The sequence below is a fragment of the Massilia pinisoli genome (genome assembly GCF_024753285.1).
Classification (GTDB): Bacteria; Pseudomonadota; Gammaproteobacteria; order Burkholderiales; family Burkholderiaceae_D; genus Telluria; species Telluria pinisoli.
Genome location: NZ_JANUGW010000001.1, coordinates 449,385 through 467,883 on the forward strand (window position 1 = coordinate 449,385; position 18,499 = coordinate 467,883).

The 18,499-nt window shown below is 68.9% G+C and carries 16 protein-coding genes; 10 read left to right on the forward strand and 6 right to left on the reverse strand.

The window, feature by feature from the left end; all coding sequences use genetic code 11:
* Positions 1 to 75: 75 nt before the first annotated feature.
* On the reverse strand, positions 76 to 711 hold the full coding sequence (locus NX784_RS01910; RefSeq protein ID WP_258815002.1) for a 3'-5' exonuclease: 636 nt from the start codon (positions 709 to 711) through the stop codon (positions 76 to 78).
* 32 nt (positions 712 to 743) lie between these two features.
* Complete coding sequence (locus NX784_RS01915; RefSeq protein WP_258815003.1) at positions 744 to 1,994, reverse strand: Hsp70 family protein; 1,251 nt, start codon at positions 1,992 to 1,994, stop codon at positions 744 to 746.
* Between the two features lie 280 nt (positions 1,995 to 2,274).
* Between NX784_RS01915 and NX784_RS01920 the strand changes: the two genes are divergently transcribed.
* The 8 genes from NX784_RS01920 to NX784_RS01955 all read left to right on the forward strand — a co-directional run bounded on the left by NX784_RS01920 (position 2,275) and on the right by NX784_RS01955 (position 9,195).
* Complete coding sequence (locus NX784_RS01920; RefSeq protein WP_258815004.1) at positions 2,275 to 2,727, forward strand: DUF2244 domain-containing protein; 453 nt, start codon at positions 2,275 to 2,277, stop codon at positions 2,725 to 2,727.
* Between the two features lie 227 nt (positions 2,728 to 2,954).
* Entirely contained in the window at positions 2,955 to 3,869 is a 915-nt protein-coding gene (locus NX784_RS01925; RefSeq protein WP_258815005.1) for an isoaspartyl peptidase/L-asparaginase, read from the forward strand.
* Positions 3,866 to 4,762 carry a cyanophycinase gene (locus tag NX784_RS01930; RefSeq protein ID WP_258815006.1) on the forward strand — a complete coding sequence of 299 codons (897 nt, stop codon included), beginning with the start codon at positions 3,866 to 3,868 and terminating at the stop codon, positions 4,760 to 4,762. Before NX784_RS01925 ends, NX784_RS01930 begins: the two co-directional genes overlap by 4 nt.
* The gene (gene cphA, locus NX784_RS01935) at positions 4,759 to 7,350 is read left to right on the forward strand and encodes a cyanophycin synthetase (RefSeq protein ID WP_258815007.1); all 2,592 of its coding nucleotides are present in this window, start codon (positions 4,759 to 4,761) and stop codon (positions 7,348 to 7,350) included. The genes NX784_RS01930 and cphA overlap by 4 nt, the downstream gene beginning before the upstream one ends.
* Positions 7,351 to 7,443: 93 nt before the next feature.
* A complete protein-coding gene (locus NX784_RS01940) occupies positions 7,444 to 7,776 on the forward strand; it encodes an ArsR/SmtB family transcription factor (protein WP_258815008.1) in 333 nt (110 codons plus the stop codon).
* A gap of 8 nt (positions 7,777 to 7,784) precedes the next feature.
* The gene (locus NX784_RS01945) at positions 7,785 to 8,000 is read left to right on the forward strand and encodes a hypothetical protein (protein WP_258815009.1); all 216 of its coding nucleotides are present in this window, start codon (positions 7,785 to 7,787) and stop codon (positions 7,998 to 8,000) included.
* 32 nt (positions 8,001 to 8,032) lie between these two features.
* Positions 8,033 to 8,758, forward strand: a complete 726-nt coding sequence (locus tag NX784_RS01950) for a DUF4386 domain-containing protein (protein WP_258815010.1) — start codon at positions 8,033 to 8,035, stop codon at positions 8,756 to 8,758.
* A complete protein-coding gene (locus tag NX784_RS01955) occupies positions 8,755 to 9,195 on the forward strand; it encodes a hypothetical protein (RefSeq protein ID WP_258815011.1) in 441 nt (146 codons plus the stop codon). The genes NX784_RS01950 and NX784_RS01955 overlap by 4 nt, the downstream gene beginning before the upstream one ends.
* Before the next feature lie 5 nt (positions 9,196 to 9,200).
* On the opposite strand, the gene NX784_RS01960 is transcribed toward NX784_RS01955, so the two are convergent.
* The 4 genes from NX784_RS01960 to NX784_RS01975 form a co-directional block, all read right to left on the reverse strand.
* On the reverse strand, positions 9,201 to 11,597 hold the full coding sequence (locus NX784_RS01960) for a cyanophycin synthetase family protein (RefSeq protein WP_258815012.1): 2,397 nt from the start codon (positions 11,595 to 11,597) through the stop codon (positions 9,201 to 9,203).
* Between the two features lie 68 nt (positions 11,598 to 11,665).
* On the reverse strand, positions 11,666 to 13,123 hold the full coding sequence (locus NX784_RS01965; protein WP_258815013.1) for an iron-containing redox enzyme family protein: 1,458 nt from the start codon (positions 13,121 to 13,123) through the stop codon (positions 11,666 to 11,668).
* A gap of 180 nt (positions 13,124 to 13,303) precedes the next feature.
* A complete protein-coding gene (bcaP, locus tag NX784_RS01970; RefSeq protein ID WP_370662900.1) occupies positions 13,304 to 14,707 on the reverse strand; it encodes a branched-chain amino acid transporter BcaP in 1,404 nt (467 codons plus the stop codon).
* Positions 14,708 to 14,977: 270 nt separating this feature from the next.
* Positions 14,978 to 15,817, reverse strand: a complete 840-nt coding sequence (locus tag NX784_RS01975) for a metallophosphoesterase (protein WP_258815014.1) — start codon at positions 15,815 to 15,817, stop codon at positions 14,978 to 14,980.
* A 111-nt stretch (positions 15,818 to 15,928) separates the two neighbouring features.
* On the opposite strand from NX784_RS01975, the gene NX784_RS01980 reads away from it, so the two are divergent.
* Together NX784_RS01980 and NX784_RS01985 are read left to right on the forward strand one after the other, a co-directional pair.
* On the forward strand, positions 15,929 to 16,555 hold the full coding sequence (locus NX784_RS01980; RefSeq protein WP_258815015.1) for a LysE family translocator: 627 nt from the start codon (positions 15,929 to 15,931) through the stop codon (positions 16,553 to 16,555).
* Positions 16,556 to 16,627: 72 nt separating this feature from the next.
* Positions 16,628 to 18,490 (forward strand): AI-2E family transporter, encoded by a 1,863-nt coding sequence (locus NX784_RS01985; RefSeq protein ID WP_258815016.1) that lies wholly within the window; start codon positions 16,628 to 16,630, stop codon positions 18,488 to 18,490.
* Positions 18,491 to 18,499: the final 9 nt, after the last annotated feature.

Below are 18,499 nucleotides of genomic sequence, written 5' to 3' on the forward strand. Positions count from 1 at the left end.
ACGCCTCAGCCGAAGCGGCCGCGCGCACGCGACGACACGAGCTGCGTGGGGGAAACGAGTGGACGGCGGGCGCCGTCAGGCCGGCACGCGCCGGCCGGCCGCGTAGGCAGCCATGAACGCCTCGAGCTTGGCGGCCGCCACGCGGTTGAGCGACACGAGCAGCGCGGGATCGACACCGCCCAGGCCATACGCGTCGTCCAGGTGCCGACCGATGTGGAGCAGCAACTGGGCCGCGACTTCCGCGTCGGCCTCCGCACGGTGGGCGCGGCCGCTGAAGGCGATACGGAGGGTGCGCGCCAGCTGTCCCAGTTTGTAGCTGGACTGGCCCGGGAACACGCGGCGCGACAGTTTCAGCGAGCACACGAGCCCGCCGTGTCGGCACGTGTGCCCCAGAAGCGCGCCCTCGGCCTTGAGGAACTTCTCGTCGAAACTGGCGTTGTGCGCGGCCAGCACGTCGTCGCCGATGAAGTCGATCAGCGCGGGCACGACCTCGTCGGACGGCGGCGCGCCGTCGACCATCGCCTGCGTGATGCCCGTCAGCTGCGTGATGAACGACGGCACGCGCACACCGCAATTCACGAGCGACACATAGCGCTCGACGATGCGTCCGTCCGCGATGCGCAGCGCCGCCACTTCCGTGATGCGGTCGCCGGCGTCGGGCGACAGGCCGGTGGTCTCGAAGTCGAGCATGACGATGGGGCGTTCGAACACGGTACTGCCTTTCAGATGAGTAAAGACGGGTTTCAGCCGAATTTGCGAGCGGCATCGATCGCGAGTCCCGCGCCGATGCTGCCGAACAGGTCGCCTTCGACCTTGCGCGCGTCCGGGACGATGGCGGCGATGCGCTCGCGCAGGCTCGCGACGCCGCTGGAACCGCCCGTGAAGAACACGGTATCGACGCCCTCCGGCGCAATGCCGGCCTCGTCGAGCAGCCGGCGCACGGTCGCACCGACGCTGTCGACGAGGCCGCCGATCGACGCCGTGAAGACGTCGCGGCCCACGCTCAGCCGCTCCGGCGGCGCGAGCCGGTCGAGGTCGAGCACGACTTCCGGCGCATCGGACAGCCCGATCTTCGCCTCTTCCACGCGCATGGCGAGCCAGTGTCCCGAGCGCTCGTCGATCAGGTGTTGCAGGCGCTTGAGCTTGGCCGGCTCGGCCGCGTCGCGCACGAGGTCGGCCAGTTGCGCGATGTTCTTGCGCGTGTACGCCTGGTTGATCGTATGCCACGTCGCCAGGTTGAAGTAGTAACTCGACGGCACCGCGGCACCGGACAGCAGCGCGCTGCCATGGCCCAGCAGCGGCATCACCGCGGCGAGGCTCAGGTATTTGTCGAAGTCCGTGCCGCCGATGTGCACGCCGCCGGTCGCGAGGATGTCGTCGCGGCGGTCCGCGCGGCCCGCGCGCGCGGGGCCCAGGCGCACGAGCGAGAAGTCGGACGTGCCGCCGCCGATGTCGGCGATCAGGACCAGCTCTTCGCGGTCGATGCGCGATTCGTAGTCGAACGCGGCGGCGATCGGCTCGTACTGGAAGCCGATGTCCGTAAAGCCCACGGCACGGGCGATGCCGGCGAGCGTGTCCTCGGCGAGGCGGTCCGCGTCCGGATCGTCGTCGACGAAATACACGGGGCGCCCGAACACGGCGCGCTCGAACGGGCGGCCCGCCTCGCGCTCGGCACGGCGCTTGACCTCGCCGATGAAGTGGCCAAGCAGTTGGCGGAACGGCAACGCGCGGCCCGCCACTTCCGTCTGTCCTTCCATCAGCGGCGTGCCCAGCAGGCTTTTCAGCGAACGCATCAGCCGGCCGTCGTAACCCTCCAGGTAATCGGCCAGCGCGGCGCGGCCATAGCGGACCTGGTCATCGTCCGCGTTGAAGAACACGACGGACGGCAACGTCGGCTTGCCGTCCTCGAGGGTCAGCAGCACGGGTTGGCCGGGCCGCACCCAGCCGACGGTGGAATTCGACGTGCCGAAATCGACGCCGCAAGCGTTCGCCATGGAAGTCTTTCGATGAAAAGGGGCGGAATGTTACCAGATTCCGGGCGCGGCGTCCCTTGCGGCAGGGCCACGCGACGGGCGCCGCTACGGCTTGTCTCATGCATACCACGCGTCTCCGTGGCGCCCTGTCGCGCCGAGGTGCGCGATACTCGGCCAGTGGTCGCGCATTTCCGCAGACTCCGGGCGCCGGCATGGACAGGACACGACAGCGACGAGCGGTAGCCAAGATGCCCAGCTGGGCAGCCGCCCCTGCGCGCCAGCCCGGCGCGAAGGAGCGGCCATGACGCGCGAATGGACCCTGCGACGCAACTGCTCGCTGTCGCCGCGCCAGGTCGCACGCGCGTACGCGGTTCTCTGCATCGGTTCGCTCGCCGTCGCCGTCGGCTTCCTGCTGCACGGGATCTGGCTCGTCCTGGCGTTTTCCTTGGTCGAGCTGGCACTCGTCGGCCTGGCGCTCCTGATCTATGCGCGCCACGCGACGGACCACGAGCGCATCGCACTGTCCGAATCGGGGCTGCTCGTTACCCGCGTGCAGGCCGACCGCCGCGAGCTGACGCGGCTCGACCCGCTGTGGACGCGCGTCGTCGCGCCGGACGAGCGGCATCCATCCCTCATCCAGCTGGAATCGCGCGGCGTAAAAGTCGAGATCGGACGCTACGTGGACGACACCCGCCGGCGCCAGGTCGCGCGCGAGCTGCGCCACGCATTGCGCGGCGTGTCCGTGATGCGCTAGCGCCCCTCATCACCGTTTCCTCCCCTCAAACATTCTGGCCGAAACCACCCGTTTCACGGCCCAAGTAGACATGCCGCCGCCAAGCTGTGCCGTGTAAGCGGCGTCCGACAACCACACGGCCAGGGTACCGATGTTTCTAATTTTTTACGTTTTGCATAATGCGGTATCGGCCGGCGCGGACCGGATGGGCGCGCGCGGCGCAGGCATCGCAAGGAGAAAATAACAAGATGAGTGTGACACCAGGATATGCCATCGTCGTGCACGGCGGGGCCGGCAGCCCGCGCGCGTACGACGATGGTTGCGCGCGCGCGGCCCAGCGCGCCGTCGAAGAATTGGCTATCAGCGCCGATGCGCTCGAAGCCGCCATCGCGGCCGTCGCGTCGATGGAAGACGACGGCCGCTTCAACGCGGGCAGCGGGTCCGTGCTGTGCCTCGACGGCGCGACCGTCGAGATGGACGCCTCCATCATGGACACGCGCGGCCGCCTCGGTGCCGTCGCCTGCGTGCAAGGCGTCAGGAATCCCGTGCTGCTGGCGCGGGCTGTCGCGGAGACACCCCATTGGCTGCTCGCCGGCGAAGGCGCGAGCCGCTTCGCCGCCGCCATCGGCCATCCGGTCCACACGACGATCTCGGCGCACCAGCGTGCGGCACACGCCAGGGTCGTGCGTGAGCTGGCCGGCAGCGTGCCCGCCATGCCCGGCATCGCTCCGGAAGCCAAGGCGTTCCTGCGCTTCTGGAATTACCAGACCCCGCTCGACCTGCCCGCGCACGCCGCCTGCGACACGGTCGGCGCCGTCGTGCGCGGTCCCGACGGCCACTTCGCCGTCGCGCTGTCGACAGGTGGCTCGGCCCCGTCGCTGCTGGGGCGCGTGGGCGACACCCCGATCATCGGCAGCGGCTTCTACGCCGGCCCGGCGGGCGCCGTCGCGGCGACGGGCATCGGCGAGCAGATCGTGCGCCACCTGCTGGCCCGCACCGTCTATGCCTGGATCGAGGACGGCATGCCGCTCGCGCAGGCGCTGGCGCGCGGCGTCGGCCTGTTCGACGCGAAGGTGCCCGTCGGCCTGATCGCCGTCAGCCGCACGGACGCCGCATCCTTCAGCAACCAGGACATGCCGCACGCGCGGATCGTGACGCCATGACCGCGCAGGCCGCACAAGCCGACCAGCTGGCCAGCAGCCACGGCCACCTCGTGATCATCGGCGGCGGCGAGGACAAAGAGCGCGACATGGCGATCCTCAAGCGCTTCGTCGAACTGTGCGGCGGGCCGTCCGCGAAGATCGTCGTCGTCACCGCGGCCAGCGCCGTGTGCGCCCGGATGTGGGAGACGTACGACCGCGCGTTCCGCGACCTCGGCGTCACGCGCCACGTGCACCTGCACCTCATGACCCGCCACGACGCCAACGACGAGGACCTGATCCGCGACGTCCTCGATGCCGACGGCATCTTCATGACGGGCGGCGACCAGAAGCGTCTGCTCGCGATCATCGGCGGCACGGCGCTGGACGCCGAGATGCACGCGGCGCTGAAGCTGCGCGGCGCGTGCATCGGCGGCACCAGCGCGGGCGCGTCCGCGATGTCCGGCCACATGCTTGCGCAGGGTCGCGCCGAGCTGCATCCCGAAAAGGGATCCGTGAGCCTGGGCGCGGGCCTCGGCTTCCTGCACAAGGTCGTCATCGACCAGCATTTTTCCGAGCGCCAGCGGCTCTCGCGACTCTTGTCCGTCGTCGCGCAGAACCCGTATTTGCAGGGTATCGGCATCGACGAGGATACGGCGCTCGTCGTCGAGCGGGGCGTCGGGATCGAAGTCGTGGGCGAAGGTGCCGTCACGATCGTGGACGGTCGCGCGATGTCGACGAACGTGGCGGAGATCGCCGACCACGCCACGCCGGAACTGATCGACGTGCGCCTGCACCTGCTCCCGGCCGGCAGCCGCTACGGCCTGCCCGGCGCGGACGACCGCGACGCCCGACGCATCCCGCCCCCGCTGCTCGAGTTTTTGGAAAACATCACGAAACGGAATCCGATCTCATGAACATCGCCGAACAACGCTTCCTGCACGGCCCGAACCTGTACGCACCGGGGCCCTGCCTGCTGGCCGTCGTCGACGTCGCCGGCCAGCAGAATGCCGCCGGCCTCGGCGCGCGACTGCTCGCGCTGCTGCCCGCGATGCCGGCCGAAGCGGCGGCCCGCATGTCGGATTGCCAGGCCGGGCATGAAGCCCTCGAAGCCGTCGCGATGGAATTGCAGCGACTCGCCGGCGCACCCGGGCCGTTCAGCCTGACGCGGATCGATCCCGCCCGCCCGCAGCGCGCCCGCATCGTGTGCGGCTACACGATCGAACAGGTGGCCGGGCAAGCGCTCTGCACGGCGGCCGCGCTGATCGCCGCGTGCGCCCATCACGAAGCGTTCGACCTGGACGCCGCGTTGGCCGACCTGCGCGACACGGCCCGCCGCCACGCCATCGGCACGAGCACGGCGGCCGTGCTGGCGGCCGCGCACCGGTGCGGCATCCCGAGCCTGCGCCTGACGGACGAAGCGAACCTGTTCCAGCTGGGCTGGGGACGCCGCCAGAAACGCCTGCAAGCCACGATCACGGGTGCCACGAACCACGTCGCCGTCGGCATCGCCAGCGACAAGCAGCTGACGAAGACCCTGCTCGACCAGGCCGGCGTCCCCGTACCGGCCGGCGCCACCGTCACCACGCTGGATGCCGCGCTGCGTACGGCACGCCGGCTCGGCGGGCCCGTCACCGTCAAGCCCCTGGATGCGAACCAGGGCAAGGGCGTGACGGTCGCGTGCGCGACACAAGACGAAATCGCGCGCGCATTCGATTTCGCCCGCAAATACGGCGACCGCGTCATCGTCGAAGAACACCTGCAAGGCCGCGACTACCGCGTGCTCGTCACGGGCCGCAAGATCGCGGCCGCGTCGTGGCGGCGCCCGCCGCACGTGACGGGCGACGGCGTCTCCACCGTGCGCGCACTCGTGGACGTCGAGAACAGCAACCCCGCACGCGGCGACGGCCACGCGAACATCCTCACGAAGATTCCGCTGGACGACCTCGCGCTGCAGGTGCTGGCGCAACAGGGCCTGGACCTCGATGCAGTGCCGGAGACCGGCCGCCAGGTCGACCTGCGCGGCAACGCCAACCTGTCGACGGGCGGCACGGCGGAAGACGTGACGGACCTGCTGCCGGCCGACACGCGCGACATCTGCATCCGCGCCGCGCGCACGATCGGCCTGGACGTCGCCGGCATCGACATCGTCTGCGACGACATCGCCCGGCCGCTGTGCGCACAGCATGGCGGCATCATCGAAGTCAACGCGGCGCCCGGCATCCGCATGCACCAGTACCCGAGCCGCGGCGCGCCGCGCGACGCCGGCGCCGCCATCGTCGACGCGCTGTTCGGCGACGACGACGGCCGCATCCCCGTCGTCGCCGTGACGGGCACGAACGGCAAGACGACGACGAGCCTCCTGGTCGCGCACGCGGCGCGGCTGGCGGGCTTCTCGTCGGGCGTGACGACGACCGAAGGCGCATACATCGGCGGCGAACGCATCGTCAAGGGCGATTGCACGGGCTACCGTTCGGCACGCGCGGTGCTCGCGGCGCCGGACGTCGACTTCGCCGTGCTGGAGACGGCGCGCGGCAGCCTCCTCGAGCACGGCCTCCCGTTCGACTGGTGCGACGTCGCCGTCGTGCTGAACGTCACGGCAGACCACCTGGGCAGCGACGGCATCGACACGGTCGAGGACCTCGCGCGCCTCAAGTTCGTCATCGCCGAACGCGCCCGCCGCACCGTCGTCCTGAACTCGGAGGACGACCATTGCGTCGCGATGTCCGCCGAGCTGGCGCGCAGCGTGGAAATCCTGTACTTCGCGCTGGACCCCGACAATCCCGTGCTGCTGCGGCACCTGGAACGGGGCGGCCGCGGCGCCTATCTGGAAGACAGCACGATCGTGCTCGCGAACGGCGCGCGCCACGACGCGCTGCTGGACGTGCGCACGATGCCGTGCACCATGCAGGGCGCGGCGCGCTACAACATCGCCAACGGCCTGGCCGCCGCCGCCGCGCTGGCCGCGTGCGGGTTCGCCAACCAGGAGATCGCCACGGGCCTGCGCACGTTCGTCTCCGACTGGAAGCACAACCCGCTGCGCTCGAACGTGTTCGACGTCGACGGCGTGACCGTCATCTTCGACCATGGCCACAACACGGCCGCCTACGCCGCGCTGGCCGAGGCGGCGCGCGCGCTGACGCCGGGCCGCCTCGTCGGCGTCGTCGCGGCGCCGGGCGACCGCCGCGACGAAGACCTCGTCGCCATCGGCGAGACGTGCGCGGCGGGCTTCGACGACCTCGTCGTGTACGAAACGGAAAATCGCGGCCGCGCCGACGGCGAAGTGGCTGCGCTGCTCGTGCAGGGCGCGGGCCTGGGCAAATTCGAGGCCGACCGGCTGCGGGTCGAGCTGGACGTGCACGAGGCCATCCGCGCGGGACTCGCGCGCTGCGCGCCGGGCGACGTCCTCGTGTTCGGGTGCGGGTCGTCGATCACGGAGTTGACGGACGCGATCCGGCCCACGTCGCCGGCGACGGCCAGCAGGATCGAGGCGGAGGCCGTGTAGGCGCCTTCCCGTGACGCATCACGGTAAACACACGGCCTGGCTCCCCGCCAGGCGCGTATTGACTCGTTTTCACATGTCAGCTATTGTTGACACATGAAAGATCGGCCGAAACATCTCACCGGAGACGAGCTGCTGGCGATGCTGGCGGCGCTGTCCAATCCGCATCGGCTGCGCATCATTGCCGCGTTGCGGGTCGGCGGGCGCAACTACATCAGCCAGCTGGCGCGCGAACTGGGCATCAGCCGTCCGCTGCTGCATCTGCACGTGCAGAAGTTGCAGGACGCGGGCCTCGTCGTCAGCCGGATGGAAGTCTCGGCCGACGGCAAGGCCCTGAACTACATCGAGGTCGCCGATTTCGAGTACGCGCTGACGCCGGACCTGATCGCCGCGGCGGCCGCATCCCTGGGCAACGACCACAACGACTAGAGGACAACATGGAAGAGCACGTATATCTGATCACACTCGCCGCCGTCTTCGGCACAGTCATCGTCGTATTCGGCATGCGCGCCTTCGCCACCGTGCAGCAGGCGAAGCTGCGCAGCGCCGCACACACCGAGACGGCTGCCGCGCTGGCGGCCATCCAGTCCACGCTCGCCGACATGCAGGTGCGGCTGGCCTCCGTCGAGAAAATGCTGAAGGACGTCGGATGAGCCGCCGCCCGGATTTGCCGGCGGCGCCGGCCATGCCCCCTGTCCAACGCTATGCCCGCGTGGCCGGCGTGCTCTACCTGATCATCATCGTCATCGGCCTGGCGAGCGAAGCGCTGATCCGCGGACGGCTGATCGTGGACGGCGACCCCGACGCGACGGCGCAGCACATCCTGGGCGCGCAATTCCTCTGGCGCCTCGGCATTGCGGGCGAAGACGTGTTGCTGATCTGCGCGGTCGGGCTCACGGCACTGTGGTATGTGCTGCTGCGCCCCGTCGACAGGCGACTCACGCAGCTCGCGATCGCGTTCGCGTTCATGTCGCTGGCGGTGGAAAGCGTGGGCGCCCTGCACCTGCACGCGGTACTCACGCCGCTGCTGGGCGGCGCGTACCTGCAATCGGCCGATCCGGCCCTGCTGCACGTGCTGGCCTACCAGTCCGTCGTCGCCCATGCGCACGCGTTCGGCCTGGCGCTGATCTTCTTCGGCGTGGAGTGCCTGTTGATCGGCCACCTGATCCGCCGCTCCGGGTTCTTCCCCGCCACGATTGGCGTCCTGATGCAGCTTGCGGGCCTGTGCTACCTCGTCAACAGCTTCAGCATGATCCTGTCGCCCGCGCTGCAAAGCGTGCTGTTCCCGTTCATCCTGCTGCCGTCCCTGGTCGGCGAGAGCACGTTCTGTCTGTGGCTGCTGATCAAGGGCGTCGACGTGGCGGCGTGGACGCGCCGGACGAACGCCGTGCGCAGCGAGGTGACGCCATGATCAAATCGCTCTTCACGGGCAACGCCGCCCGTTACGACGGCATCGCGCCGATCAACATCTACCTGATGCGCCTGATCTACGGACTGATGCTCGTCTTTCTCGGCAAGGATTCCTGGACGACCCTCCTCACGCACCAGGGCGACTGGGCGCCATTCGATGCGCTGGCCTGGAGCGTGTGGGCCGCGTTCGCGTCGTTCGGCCTGCTCGGCATCCTGCAGCCCGTGCGGATGCTGCCGATCCTGCTGCTGGAGATCCTTTACAAGATCATCTGGCTGGTCGTCGTCGCGTACCCGCTGTGGGCACACGATCGGCTGACCGGCTCCCCGGCCGAAGGCATGACGTTCGCCTTCGCGTGGGTCCTGCTGCCGATCGTCGCGGTGCCGTGGCGCTACGTCGTCCGCACCTTCCCGCTCGGGCGGGCTTCAACCGCGGCCTGACGCCGTCAGCTGACCTGCGCCGCGATCCGGGCGGCGCTTTCCGGATCGGTCACGCGGATCGCTTCCACGAACACGTCCAGCGACGAGCCGCACGCGAACACGAGCACGTCCCCGCGCCGGCACAGCGACAAGCCCAGGCGGATCGCGGCGCCCGCGTCCAGTTCGCGGTGCAGGGTGTCCGTCTTGCCGACGACGTCTTCCGCGCCTTGCAGGATCAGGTCGACGGCCCCGCCATACGCCCGCCCGCGGCTGGACGATTCGTACACGACCAGCTCGTCGAAGCGGCCCGCGCACACGCGCCCGACCTCGAGGAGATCTTCGTCGCGGCGGTCGCCCGGTGCCGTCACGATGCCCACCAGCTGGCCGGGCAGCAGCGAGCGGGCCATCTCGGCCAGTGCCGCGTACGCGGCGGGGTTGTGCGCGTAGTCGACGATCACGGTCACGCCGCGCACATCGAACACATTGGTGCGCAGCGGGTTCGTCTTGCCGTCGCTGACGAACGTCGACAGCCCCGTCGCGATCTGCAGGTTCGACATGCCCGCAGCCATCAGTGCGGCCGTGGCGGCCAGGCCGTTCGCGATGTTGTAGCGCGCGCGCCCGTCGAACGCGATCGGCATCGCTTCCACGCGCAGCAATTCCTGGTGATAGGTGGCGTCGGCGACGACGATCGCATTATCCTGGAAGTAGACGGCGCGGCCGCCCTCTTCCAGATGGCGCAGCAGCACGGGGTTGTCCGCCTCCATCGAGAAATACACGATCTCCACGTCCGGGTGCACGCGGCGCGCCATCGCCACGCACAGCGGGTCTTCCGCGTTCAGCACGACGGCGCGGCTGGCCGACAGCGGCACGACGGCCTTCACCTGCGCGAGGTCTTCGATCGTGTCGACGCCGTCCAGGCCCAGGTGGTCGGGCGACACGTTCAACACCATGCCGATGTCGCAGCGGTCGAACGCGAGGCCCCGCTTGAGGATGCCGCCGCGCGCCGTTTCAAGGATGGCGAATTCCACGTCCGGCGACGCCAGCACCGTGCGCGCCGACCAGTAGCCCGTGCAATCGCCCTTCGTGACTTCCTTGCCCGCGATGGTGACGCCATGCGTCGACGTCACGCCGGTGACGCGCCCGGCGAGGCGCACCGCATGCGCCATCAGCAACGTGGTGGTCGTCTTGCCGTTCGTGCCCGTGCACGCGATCAGGGGGATGCGCCCGTCCGAGCCGCCCATCAAGCCGTCGACGATGGCGTCGCCCGCGGCGCGCGACGCGCCGATGGCGGGGGCCGCGCTCACGCCGACGATGGCGCCGCCCTGGTCGGCCAACGGGACGGCGATGTCGCGGCACACGATGTCGATGCCGGCGACGTCGAGGCCGATTTTCGCGGCGGCGCGCACGCACAGGCGGCGCGTGGACTCCGGCAGCAGGTCCGTCACGTCGCCATCGGCGCCGTCGGTGCGCTGCCGCAGCGTGGCCTCGACGACCTTGCGGCCGGCAACGAGCACGCGGTATTGCTGGCCTTCGACGTGACGCTCGACGACGACTTGGCGGCCGAACGTGCGCGCGTGCGCGTACGCGTGCTCGATCTCGGCGTCCGTGCGGCAGGCGGCCGTCACGCCGTCGGCCTGCTCCGCGTCGAGGGGCTTCACCGTCACGGGCGTGCCCAGGTTGCGGGCGACGCGCAGCGCCTCGTCGACCGCCGTGACGGTCTCGCCCGCCGGCACGGGGATGCCCGCTTCGTCCAGCAGCCGCCGCGTGAGCTGGCGGTCGCCGGCGATGCGAACGGCGATTGTGGCCGTGTCGCCCGTGAGCGTCGCCTGGATGCGTTTCTGCTTCACGCCCCATCCGAGCTGGAACAGGTTGGCATCTTCCGTAATGCGCTGGACGGGAATATTCCGCTCGTGCGCGGCCACGAGCACGGCGGCCGTGTTCGCGTCGACGGCGTAGTGGTCCGCGAGGTCGCGCAATTCATCCAGCCGGGGCGCCAGGTCGAACGGACGGCCGTGCGCGAGCGCGTCGACGATGTCCACGGCGAGCGCGAACGCCGGCTGCGCCACCTTTTCCAGCAGATAGGCGCAGACGATGCGGTACTGGCCGGGGCTGCCCGTCACGGGGCGCGTGCGGCCGAATGCGGCCGGCGCGCCCGCCAGGCATTGCAGGCCCAGGGTGACGTGCTCGATCACGCGCGCCAGGTACGTGCCTTCGCGCAGGCGCTGCGCGAAGCCGCCCGGCTGTCCCGTCGGCACGAGGTAGTCGGCCAGCGACGGCAGCAGGTCCAGCAAGGCGTCGTTGAAATGCGGGAGGTCGCGCGTGGAGACGCCATATAAATCGTCCAGGTCGAGCACAGACAGGATGCAGGGCGTGGCGGCGTGGATGTTCGGTCCGCGCAGGAAGCGTTGTTCGAGTATGTGCACTGGAGTCTCTCGTTCGGACGGGTTGCTTGTCATCGCGGCGCGCGCAGGTGGCGCGCCGCTGGGTCTTGCTACGCGTCGAGCAGGCGCGAATACATCCGCGTGGCCATCAGCCCGATCGCCGTATGATGCACGGAAGGCGACATCAGGCGCGCCAGCATGGCCATCGCCTCAACCTTGCCGGCCGCATTCGCCACGCGCTCTTCCAGCTGGTGCAGTTCCGTGTCGCCACCGGCGCCCGCGGGCCGGCGCCGGATCAGGCCCCGCTCCGGGTAGCCGCTGCGGGGCGCATGCTGCGTGAGGCTGTCGAGCGCGCGCTGCCGCGCGCGGTGGCTAAGCACGCGGTCCGTGCGCGCCGTCGCACCGGCGTCGCGGGGCGTCATGATCCAGTCGCGCAACACCTGCTGCTCGTAGCTGGAAAACACGCCGAACATCTCGGCACGCTCGCCCTGGATCAGGCGCCAGAAGCGGCTGTGCTCAACGTCTGCGCCGCGCTGGATCCAGCCCGCGTCTTCCAGCGCCGTGAGGAATGCGGGGATCTGTGTCGCATCCGCGAGCCAGTCGTTGACGGAGCGGCCGGCCACGCGGCAGTAATCGGAATGCATGTTCCTGCCGATGGCCGCCTTCGCGGTGAGGATCTCGACCAGTTCCGCCTCCAGGTCAAAGGCGCCGATGACGGACGTCGTGCACGCACCGAGATCGTTCAGGCGGTAGCCGTCCAGCACGCGCGCGAAGAACGCGGCGGGATCGCCGGATTGCGCCATCAGGTGTGCCAACGCCTGCACGGCCTTGTGCGCGTGGCCGCTGCCCGCGTTGTCGACCGTGACGTGCAAGGTGAAGTAATACGGGTCGATCCCGAGTTCGTTCAATTCGTAAGCCGTGATCAGGAGGTGCAGCGGCAGCTGTTCGTAGCCGAGGTTGTAGCCCACGACCTCCGGCAGGAAGGCGTCGGCCTCATGGGCCAGCGCCAGCTGGATCGCGCCCTGCACGAAATGGTCTTCAGGGAGCGTCTCCCAATGCTCGCAGCCGTGTGTCGCGAGCAGGCGGCGGTACAGGGTGACGTGATTCTTGTCCGGCACGCCGTCGCCCAGTTCTTCGAGATAGGTCTTGATCAGCGGGTGGAAGTCGGGATGGTTCCAGCGTCCCAAGGTGCCGTACAACCAGGCGCCGTCGACGAGCTTCGTCGGCGCGACGCCCTTCAGGAAGTACAGCGCATGCGCCTTGTTCGAGAAGTAGCGGCGCGGGGCGCCGTTCTTGCGCGCCGCCAGGTACTCGCGGTACGCGATGCCGACGGCTTCGGCGCGGCCCTGGATCCAGCCTTGCAGCTGCCAGACGGCGTCCGGCAGCTCGCACGGTTCCGCGCGCGCCACCTCGATCTGCGCCCGCAGGAAGGCGGACGCAGACGCGCGGCAGCCGGCGGGGTTGTCCAGCAAGGAAAAATACAGCGCCTTGGCGGCGGGCACCTGGGCGGGACGGGCCGCGCGCGCCGCCGCGCATGCGTGGCCGTCATCGACGAACGTGGAAGTCATGAGAATCTTTTGGTAACGATGCTGCCCCGATTATGCGGACCCGGCGTTGCGGGCGTAATCGGTACGATTCCCTCGACGATGTCGGACAGGGATTACAAAAAATATATCGATCGTAAACGACGAGCGGCGCCGCAGCGCCGCCATGCGACCGGACGGCGGGCGCCGTCCGGAGGGAACCGCTTACGACTGGGTGACGCCGTTCAGGGCCGAACGGGCGCGCGCATAGCCGAAGTACACGATCAGGCCCAGCACGAGCCAGATGACGAAGGCCATCCACGTGATCGCGGACAGGAACGACATCAGCGCGAGGCAGAACACGACGGCGATGCCCGGCACGATCGGCACGCCCGGGCAGCGGAACGCGCGCTTCAGGTCCGGACGCTTCTTGCGCAGCACGATCACGGCGATCGACACGAGGCAGAACGCGGCCAAGGTGCCGATGTTGACGAGTTCCGCCAGCACGTTCAGCGGCACGAACGCGGCGATGAAGCCGAACACGATGCCGACCACCCACGTGGCGAAGAACGGGGTGCCGAATTTCGGGTGCACGGTCGACAGCTTCGCCGGCAGCAGGCCGTCGCGCGACATCGCGAAGATGATGCGGGTCTGGCCATAGGCCATCACGAGGATCACGGTGGTCATGCCGAGGATGGCGCCCAGGTCGATCCAGCCGGCGAACCAGTTTTCGCCCGCGTGCTGCAGCGCCAGCGAGACGGGGTGGTCGACGCCCTTGAACATCTGGAACGGGACGATGCCCGTCATGATGGCGGCGACGATCACGTACAGGATCGTGCAGATCGTCAGCGAACCGATGATGCCGATCGGGAGGTCGCGTTCCGGACGCTTGACTTCCTCGGCGGCCGACGTCACGGCATCGAAGCCGATGAACGCGAAGAACACGACGGCGGCGGCGCTCATGACGCCCGACGCGCCGAACGGTGCGAACGGATGCCAGTTGGCCGGCGTGACGTGCTTGACGCCGACGGCAATGAACAGCAGCACGACGATCATCTTGATGACGACCATGACGTTGTTGACGCGGGCGGATTCTCGCACGCCCCACGACAGCATTGCCGTCAGCACGAGCATGATGCACGCCGCGGGCAGGTTCATGACGGTGTGCACGTTCGGCAGCGCGCCCGGCGCGGCGGACAGCGCTTCGGGGATCGTGATGCCGAAGCCGCTCAGCAGCGATTGGAAATAGCCGGACCAGCCGACGGCCACGGCCGACGTCGCGAGTCCGTACTCGAGCAGCAAGTCCCAGCCGATCATCCAGGCCACGAGTTCGCCCAGCACAGCATAGCTGTAGGTGTAGATCGAACCGGCGATCGGCACGGTCGACGCGAACTCCGCGTAGCACATGGCCGCGAAGCCGCAGGCGATGGCGGCGACGATGAACGACAGCGTCAACGCCGGACCGGCCGTCAACGCGCCGGTGCCGGTCAGCACAAAGATACCGGTGCCGACGATCGCCCCGATGCCCATGAGGATGAGGTCGGTTGGCCCCAGCACTTTCTTCAGCCCGCCCGGGGTACGGGAGGCTGCGACCATGTTGTCGAGATTCTTGGTTCTGAAAAGACTCACTGCTTTCTCCAATCGATATGTAGATAGATCCCGGTCCCTGATTATTGTGCGCGCGACGGGCAGGCGGTAGCCTGCATACGGACGCTTGAGGCGGTCTCCTCCTGGGGCTCGGACCGGCAAAGCCGCCTGACATGCAAAATCAATGCCGATCAGGCGCTTGGCGGCGTGCCATTATCTCCATTCTGTTATCGAGAATCAAAGGAAATACTCAATATTTCAAGCCAGCGCGCATGGAAACATGCAAAATCGGCCATGAAAAATGTTACATGACTAGCGCAACGTACAGATGAGCAGCTCGGGGTCCGCATTCACCCGCAGCGGAATGGCGGAACAGCCGACGCCGCGGCTGACGAGCAGCGGCCCGTGGCCGGGCAAGTCGAAGCGGCCGTAACAGTAGAGGCGCGAAAACCGGCCCTTCGGCCGGAACAGCGGTACGCCGTCGGGCCGCGCGATCTGGCCGCCGTGGGTGTGACCGGCGAAGCCGACGTCGAAGCGCTCGCCCCCGACGTGGCGCAACCCGTCCGGCGAATGCATCAGATAGATGCGCACATCGCCCGCGCCGGCGAACGCATCCGGCCCGGACGGACGGCCCAGCCATGGATCGTCGATGCCGCACACGCTGACGTGGCCGAACGGCGCCGGCAGCGCCACGCTGCGGTTCACGAGCACCTGCACGCCGGTCGCGCGCAAGGCGTCTTCGATCACGCCGCGGCCGTTCCAGATATCGTGGTTGCCGATCACCGCATAGACGCCCAGCGGCGCCCGCAGCCCGGCGAGAAAAGGCTTCAGTTGCGCGACGTTGTCGGCGCAGAAGGAGACGTAATCGCCGCCCAGCAGCAGCACGTCCGGTGCCTCCTCGCGTACGCACCTGAGCAGGTCGTCGTACACGACCGAGGGCGTGGTGGGCCCGGCGTGGAAATCGGACGCGAAGCCGATCCGCAGCGGCTGTGCCGGGCGCCGCTCGGGCCCCAGGTCGACGACCTGACGCGTCACCCGCACGGTGCCCGTGCCGCCGAGACGGTAGCTCAAGTCGGCCACCGCCCCGTTCGACAGCACGGCATTCAGGATCCGTTCGGTGAGGTGACGGAAGGGACGGTGATGCTTGGACATGCGAAGGCCGGAAAACTAGCGGAATCGCACTGTACACGAAAGCGCCACTCCCGGTGCACTGGTGCAATCGGCCCCGCCACGGTAACATTGCCTTTTGCGCCAGGACCACCCATGCTGACACCCGACCAGTTCTTCGCCTTCCTCGCCGCCGCCATCCTGCTTACCCTGTCGCCCGGACCGGACAACATGATGGTGCTGAGCGTGGGTGTCTCGAAAGGCCGCGCGCGCGGCGTCGCGTTCGGACTCGGCTGCGCGTTCGGCTGCCTGTCGCACACGCTGCTGGCCGTCGTGGGCGTTTCCGCGCTGATCGCCGCGTCGCCACTCGCGTTCACCACGTTGAAGGTCTGCGGCGGCCTGTACCTCGCGTGGATGGGCTGGCACGCGATCCGCAGCCGCGGCGGCGCCCGCATCGACACGGCCGGCGCCTCGGCCGCGCCGGCCCGTACCTTGTTCGTCAAGGGACTCGTCGCCAACGCCATCAATCCGAAGGTCGCGCTGTTCTTCCTGTCGTTCCTGCCGCAATTCGTCGTCGCCCAGCGCGGCGACGCCAACCTGCAGACGGCGCTGCTGGGCCTCACGTTCACGGCGCAGGCCATCGTCCTGTTCGGCCTGCTGGGCTTCTTTTCGGGCGCCATCGGGCAATGGCTGGCGCGCCGTCCGAAGGCCGGCCAATGGCTCGACCGCGCCGCCGGCGCCATCTTCATCGCGCTGGGGCTGCGGTTGATCGTCGCCCGCTAAAAAATTTCTTCTGCGAAATTTGGCCGGGCACGGCATTTTTTGCTACATTGGCGGTTTTGCCGCCGGCCGCGAATGCGCGATTCCACTCTGTTCAAGCAACTGACTTCCAGCTCGATCGTCACCGGCTGCTGCGTACTCGGTCTGCTGTATTTCGGGCGCGACGTCCTCGAACCGCTCGCGCTGGCGGTCATCCTCAGCCTCGTCATCGCCCCGCTGATCCGCACCCTGCGCCGCATCGGCCTGGGCCAGGCACCCGCGACGATGCTGTCCGTCCTGATGGTCGGCACGTGTATCGTGGGCCTGGGCATCGTCCTCGCGTTCCAGCTCGTCGCAGTGACGGCCGACCTGCCGAAATACCGCGCCGCGATCCGCACGAAGGTCTCAGCCGTGCGTGAACTGACGGAGCGGCCGTTCGCCCGGATCGAGGCCGAGATCAGCGCGGTACAGCCGCAGGAACGGGGCATCATCAGCGGCCGGCGCGGCATGACGACTGTCACGGTCAGCCCGACGCAGCCGCTCCCGGTCGAGATCCGCCAGCCGCGTCCGACGACGCGCGACTCGCTTGCGCGCCTGTTCGCGATGGCCTGGGGCCCGCTGGGCGAGGTGGGCCTCGTGCTCGTGCTGCTCGTCTTCATCTCGCTCGAGCATGAATCGCTGCGCGACCGCCTGATCCGCCTCGCCGGCCAGACGGAAATCAACCGCACGATCCGCACCCTGGGCGACGCGGCGCAGGGCGTGTCGCGCTTCTTCCTGTCGCAGTTCACCGTCAACCTGACGTTCGGCACACTGATCGGCCTGCTGCTGTGGCTGGCCGGCGTGCCGCACGCGGGCCTGTGGGGCGCGCTCTCGGGCATGCTGCGCTTCGTGCCCTACCTGGGCGTGATGGCGGCCGGCGCCGTCATCGCCGTGTTCGTTGCCGCGATCGACCCCGGCTGGGAGCTCGCGCTATCGTGCATCGCGCTGTTCGTCGCGCTCGAACTGTTCGTCGCGAATGTCGTCGAGCCGAAGGTCTACGGGCACAGCTCGGGCCTGTCGCCGCTCGCCATCATCATCTCGGCCGTGTTCTGGGGCGCCATGTGGGGCCCCGTCGGCCTGCTGCTCTCGACGCCGCTCACGCTGTGCTTCGTCGTGGCCGGCCGGCACGTGCGTGGGCTGGAACCGGTGACGATCCTGCTGGGCGACGCCCCCAACGTCTCCGGCGCCCAGCGCCTGTACCAACGCCTGCTGACGGCGGACAGCGACACGATCGTGCGCGATGCCCTCGCCTATCTGCGCCGCGCCAGCTTCGCGCGCTATTGCGACAAGGTGCTGCTGCCGGGCCTCGCGCTCGCCGGCGCCGACATGCGCGCCGGCCGCATCGACGCGGGCCAGATGGAGACGATGCGCGCCGCCATGGGCCGCGTGGCCGCCACGTTGAATCCGGACGGCCGCACCCCCGCGCGCACGCGGCGCCGGCGCGACGTCTCGCTGCTGGACGCGAACCTCGGGGCGTACCTCCGCCAGATGCGCGAGACGCGGCAGGGCCGCTGGCAAGGTTCGCTGGACGTGCCCGCGCACTCCGTCGTGCTGTGCGCCGCGCTCGCCGTCGAACGCGACGAGCTGCTCAGCGAGCTGCTCGTCTCGGCGCTGCGCGAAGCGAACGTCGACGCGCGCAGCACCCTGCTCGGCTCGGCCGACCGGCCAGGCCCGGAAAAGGCGGAGCTGATTTCGAACGTGATCCTGCCCTATCCCGTCGAGGAGCGGCTGGGCGACTGGATGAACGCGACGGCGGAACTGCGCACGCATTTGCCGGACGCGTTGCTTGCCACGATCAAGCTGCCGTTCGACCTGTCGTCCGTGCCGCAGCCGACCGTGGAAGAGCACGTGGACATCGTCCTGCGCTCATTCGAGGAAGCGCTGGCGTTCGTCGCACCGGAGCGGGCGCCGCGGGGATGAGTCGCGCGG

What these genes read in the sequence shown, in the direction of transcription:
- NX784_RS01955 (WP_258815011.1), top strand. Translation starts at nt 8,755, where the DNA reads ATGATCAAATCGCTCTTCACGGGCAACGCCGCCCGTTACGACGGCATC.
- NX784_RS01945 (WP_258815009.1), top strand. Translation starts at nt 7,785, where the DNA reads ATGGAAGAGCACGTATATCTGATCACACTCGCCGCCGTCTTCGGCACA.
- NX784_RS01940 (WP_258815008.1), top strand. Translation starts at nt 7,444, where the DNA reads ATGAAAGATCGGCCGAAACATCTCACCGGAGACGAGCTGCTGGCGATG.
- NX784_RS01980 (WP_258815015.1), top strand. Translation starts at nt 15,929, where the DNA reads ATGCTGACACCCGACCAGTTCTTCGCCTTCCTCGCCGCCGCCATCCTG.
- NX784_RS01985 (WP_258815016.1), top strand. Translation starts at nt 16,628, where the DNA reads ATGCGCGATTCCACTCTGTTCAAGCAACTGACTTCCAGCTCGATCGTC.
- NX784_RS01930 (WP_258815006.1), top strand. Translation starts at nt 3,866, where the DNA reads ATGACCGCGCAGGCCGCACAAGCCGACCAGCTGGCCAGCAGCCACGGC.
- NX784_RS01950 (WP_258815010.1), top strand. Translation starts at nt 8,033, where the DNA reads ATGCCCCCTGTCCAACGCTATGCCCGCGTGGCCGGCGTGCTCTACCTG.
- NX784_RS01915 (WP_258815003.1), bottom strand. Translation starts at nt 1,994, where the DNA reads ATGGCGAACGCTTGCGGCGTCGATTTCGGCACGTCGAATTCCACCGTC.
- NX784_RS01925 (WP_258815005.1), top strand. Translation starts at nt 2,955, where the DNA reads ATGAGTGTGACACCAGGATATGCCATCGTCGTGCACGGCGGGGCCGGC.
- NX784_RS01920 (WP_258815004.1), top strand. Translation starts at nt 2,275, where the DNA reads ATGACGCGCGAATGGACCCTGCGACGCAACTGCTCGCTGTCGCCGCGC.
- NX784_RS01965 (WP_258815013.1), bottom strand. Translation starts at nt 13,123, where the DNA reads ATGACTTCCACGTTCGTCGATGACGGCCACGCATGCGCGGCGGCGCGC.
- NX784_RS01975 (WP_258815014.1), bottom strand. Translation starts at nt 15,817, where the DNA reads ATGTCCAAGCATCACCGTCCCTTCCGTCACCTCACCGAACGGATCCTG.
- cphA (WP_258815007.1), top strand. Translation starts at nt 4,759, where the DNA reads ATGAACATCGCCGAACAACGCTTCCTGCACGGCCCGAACCTGTACGCA.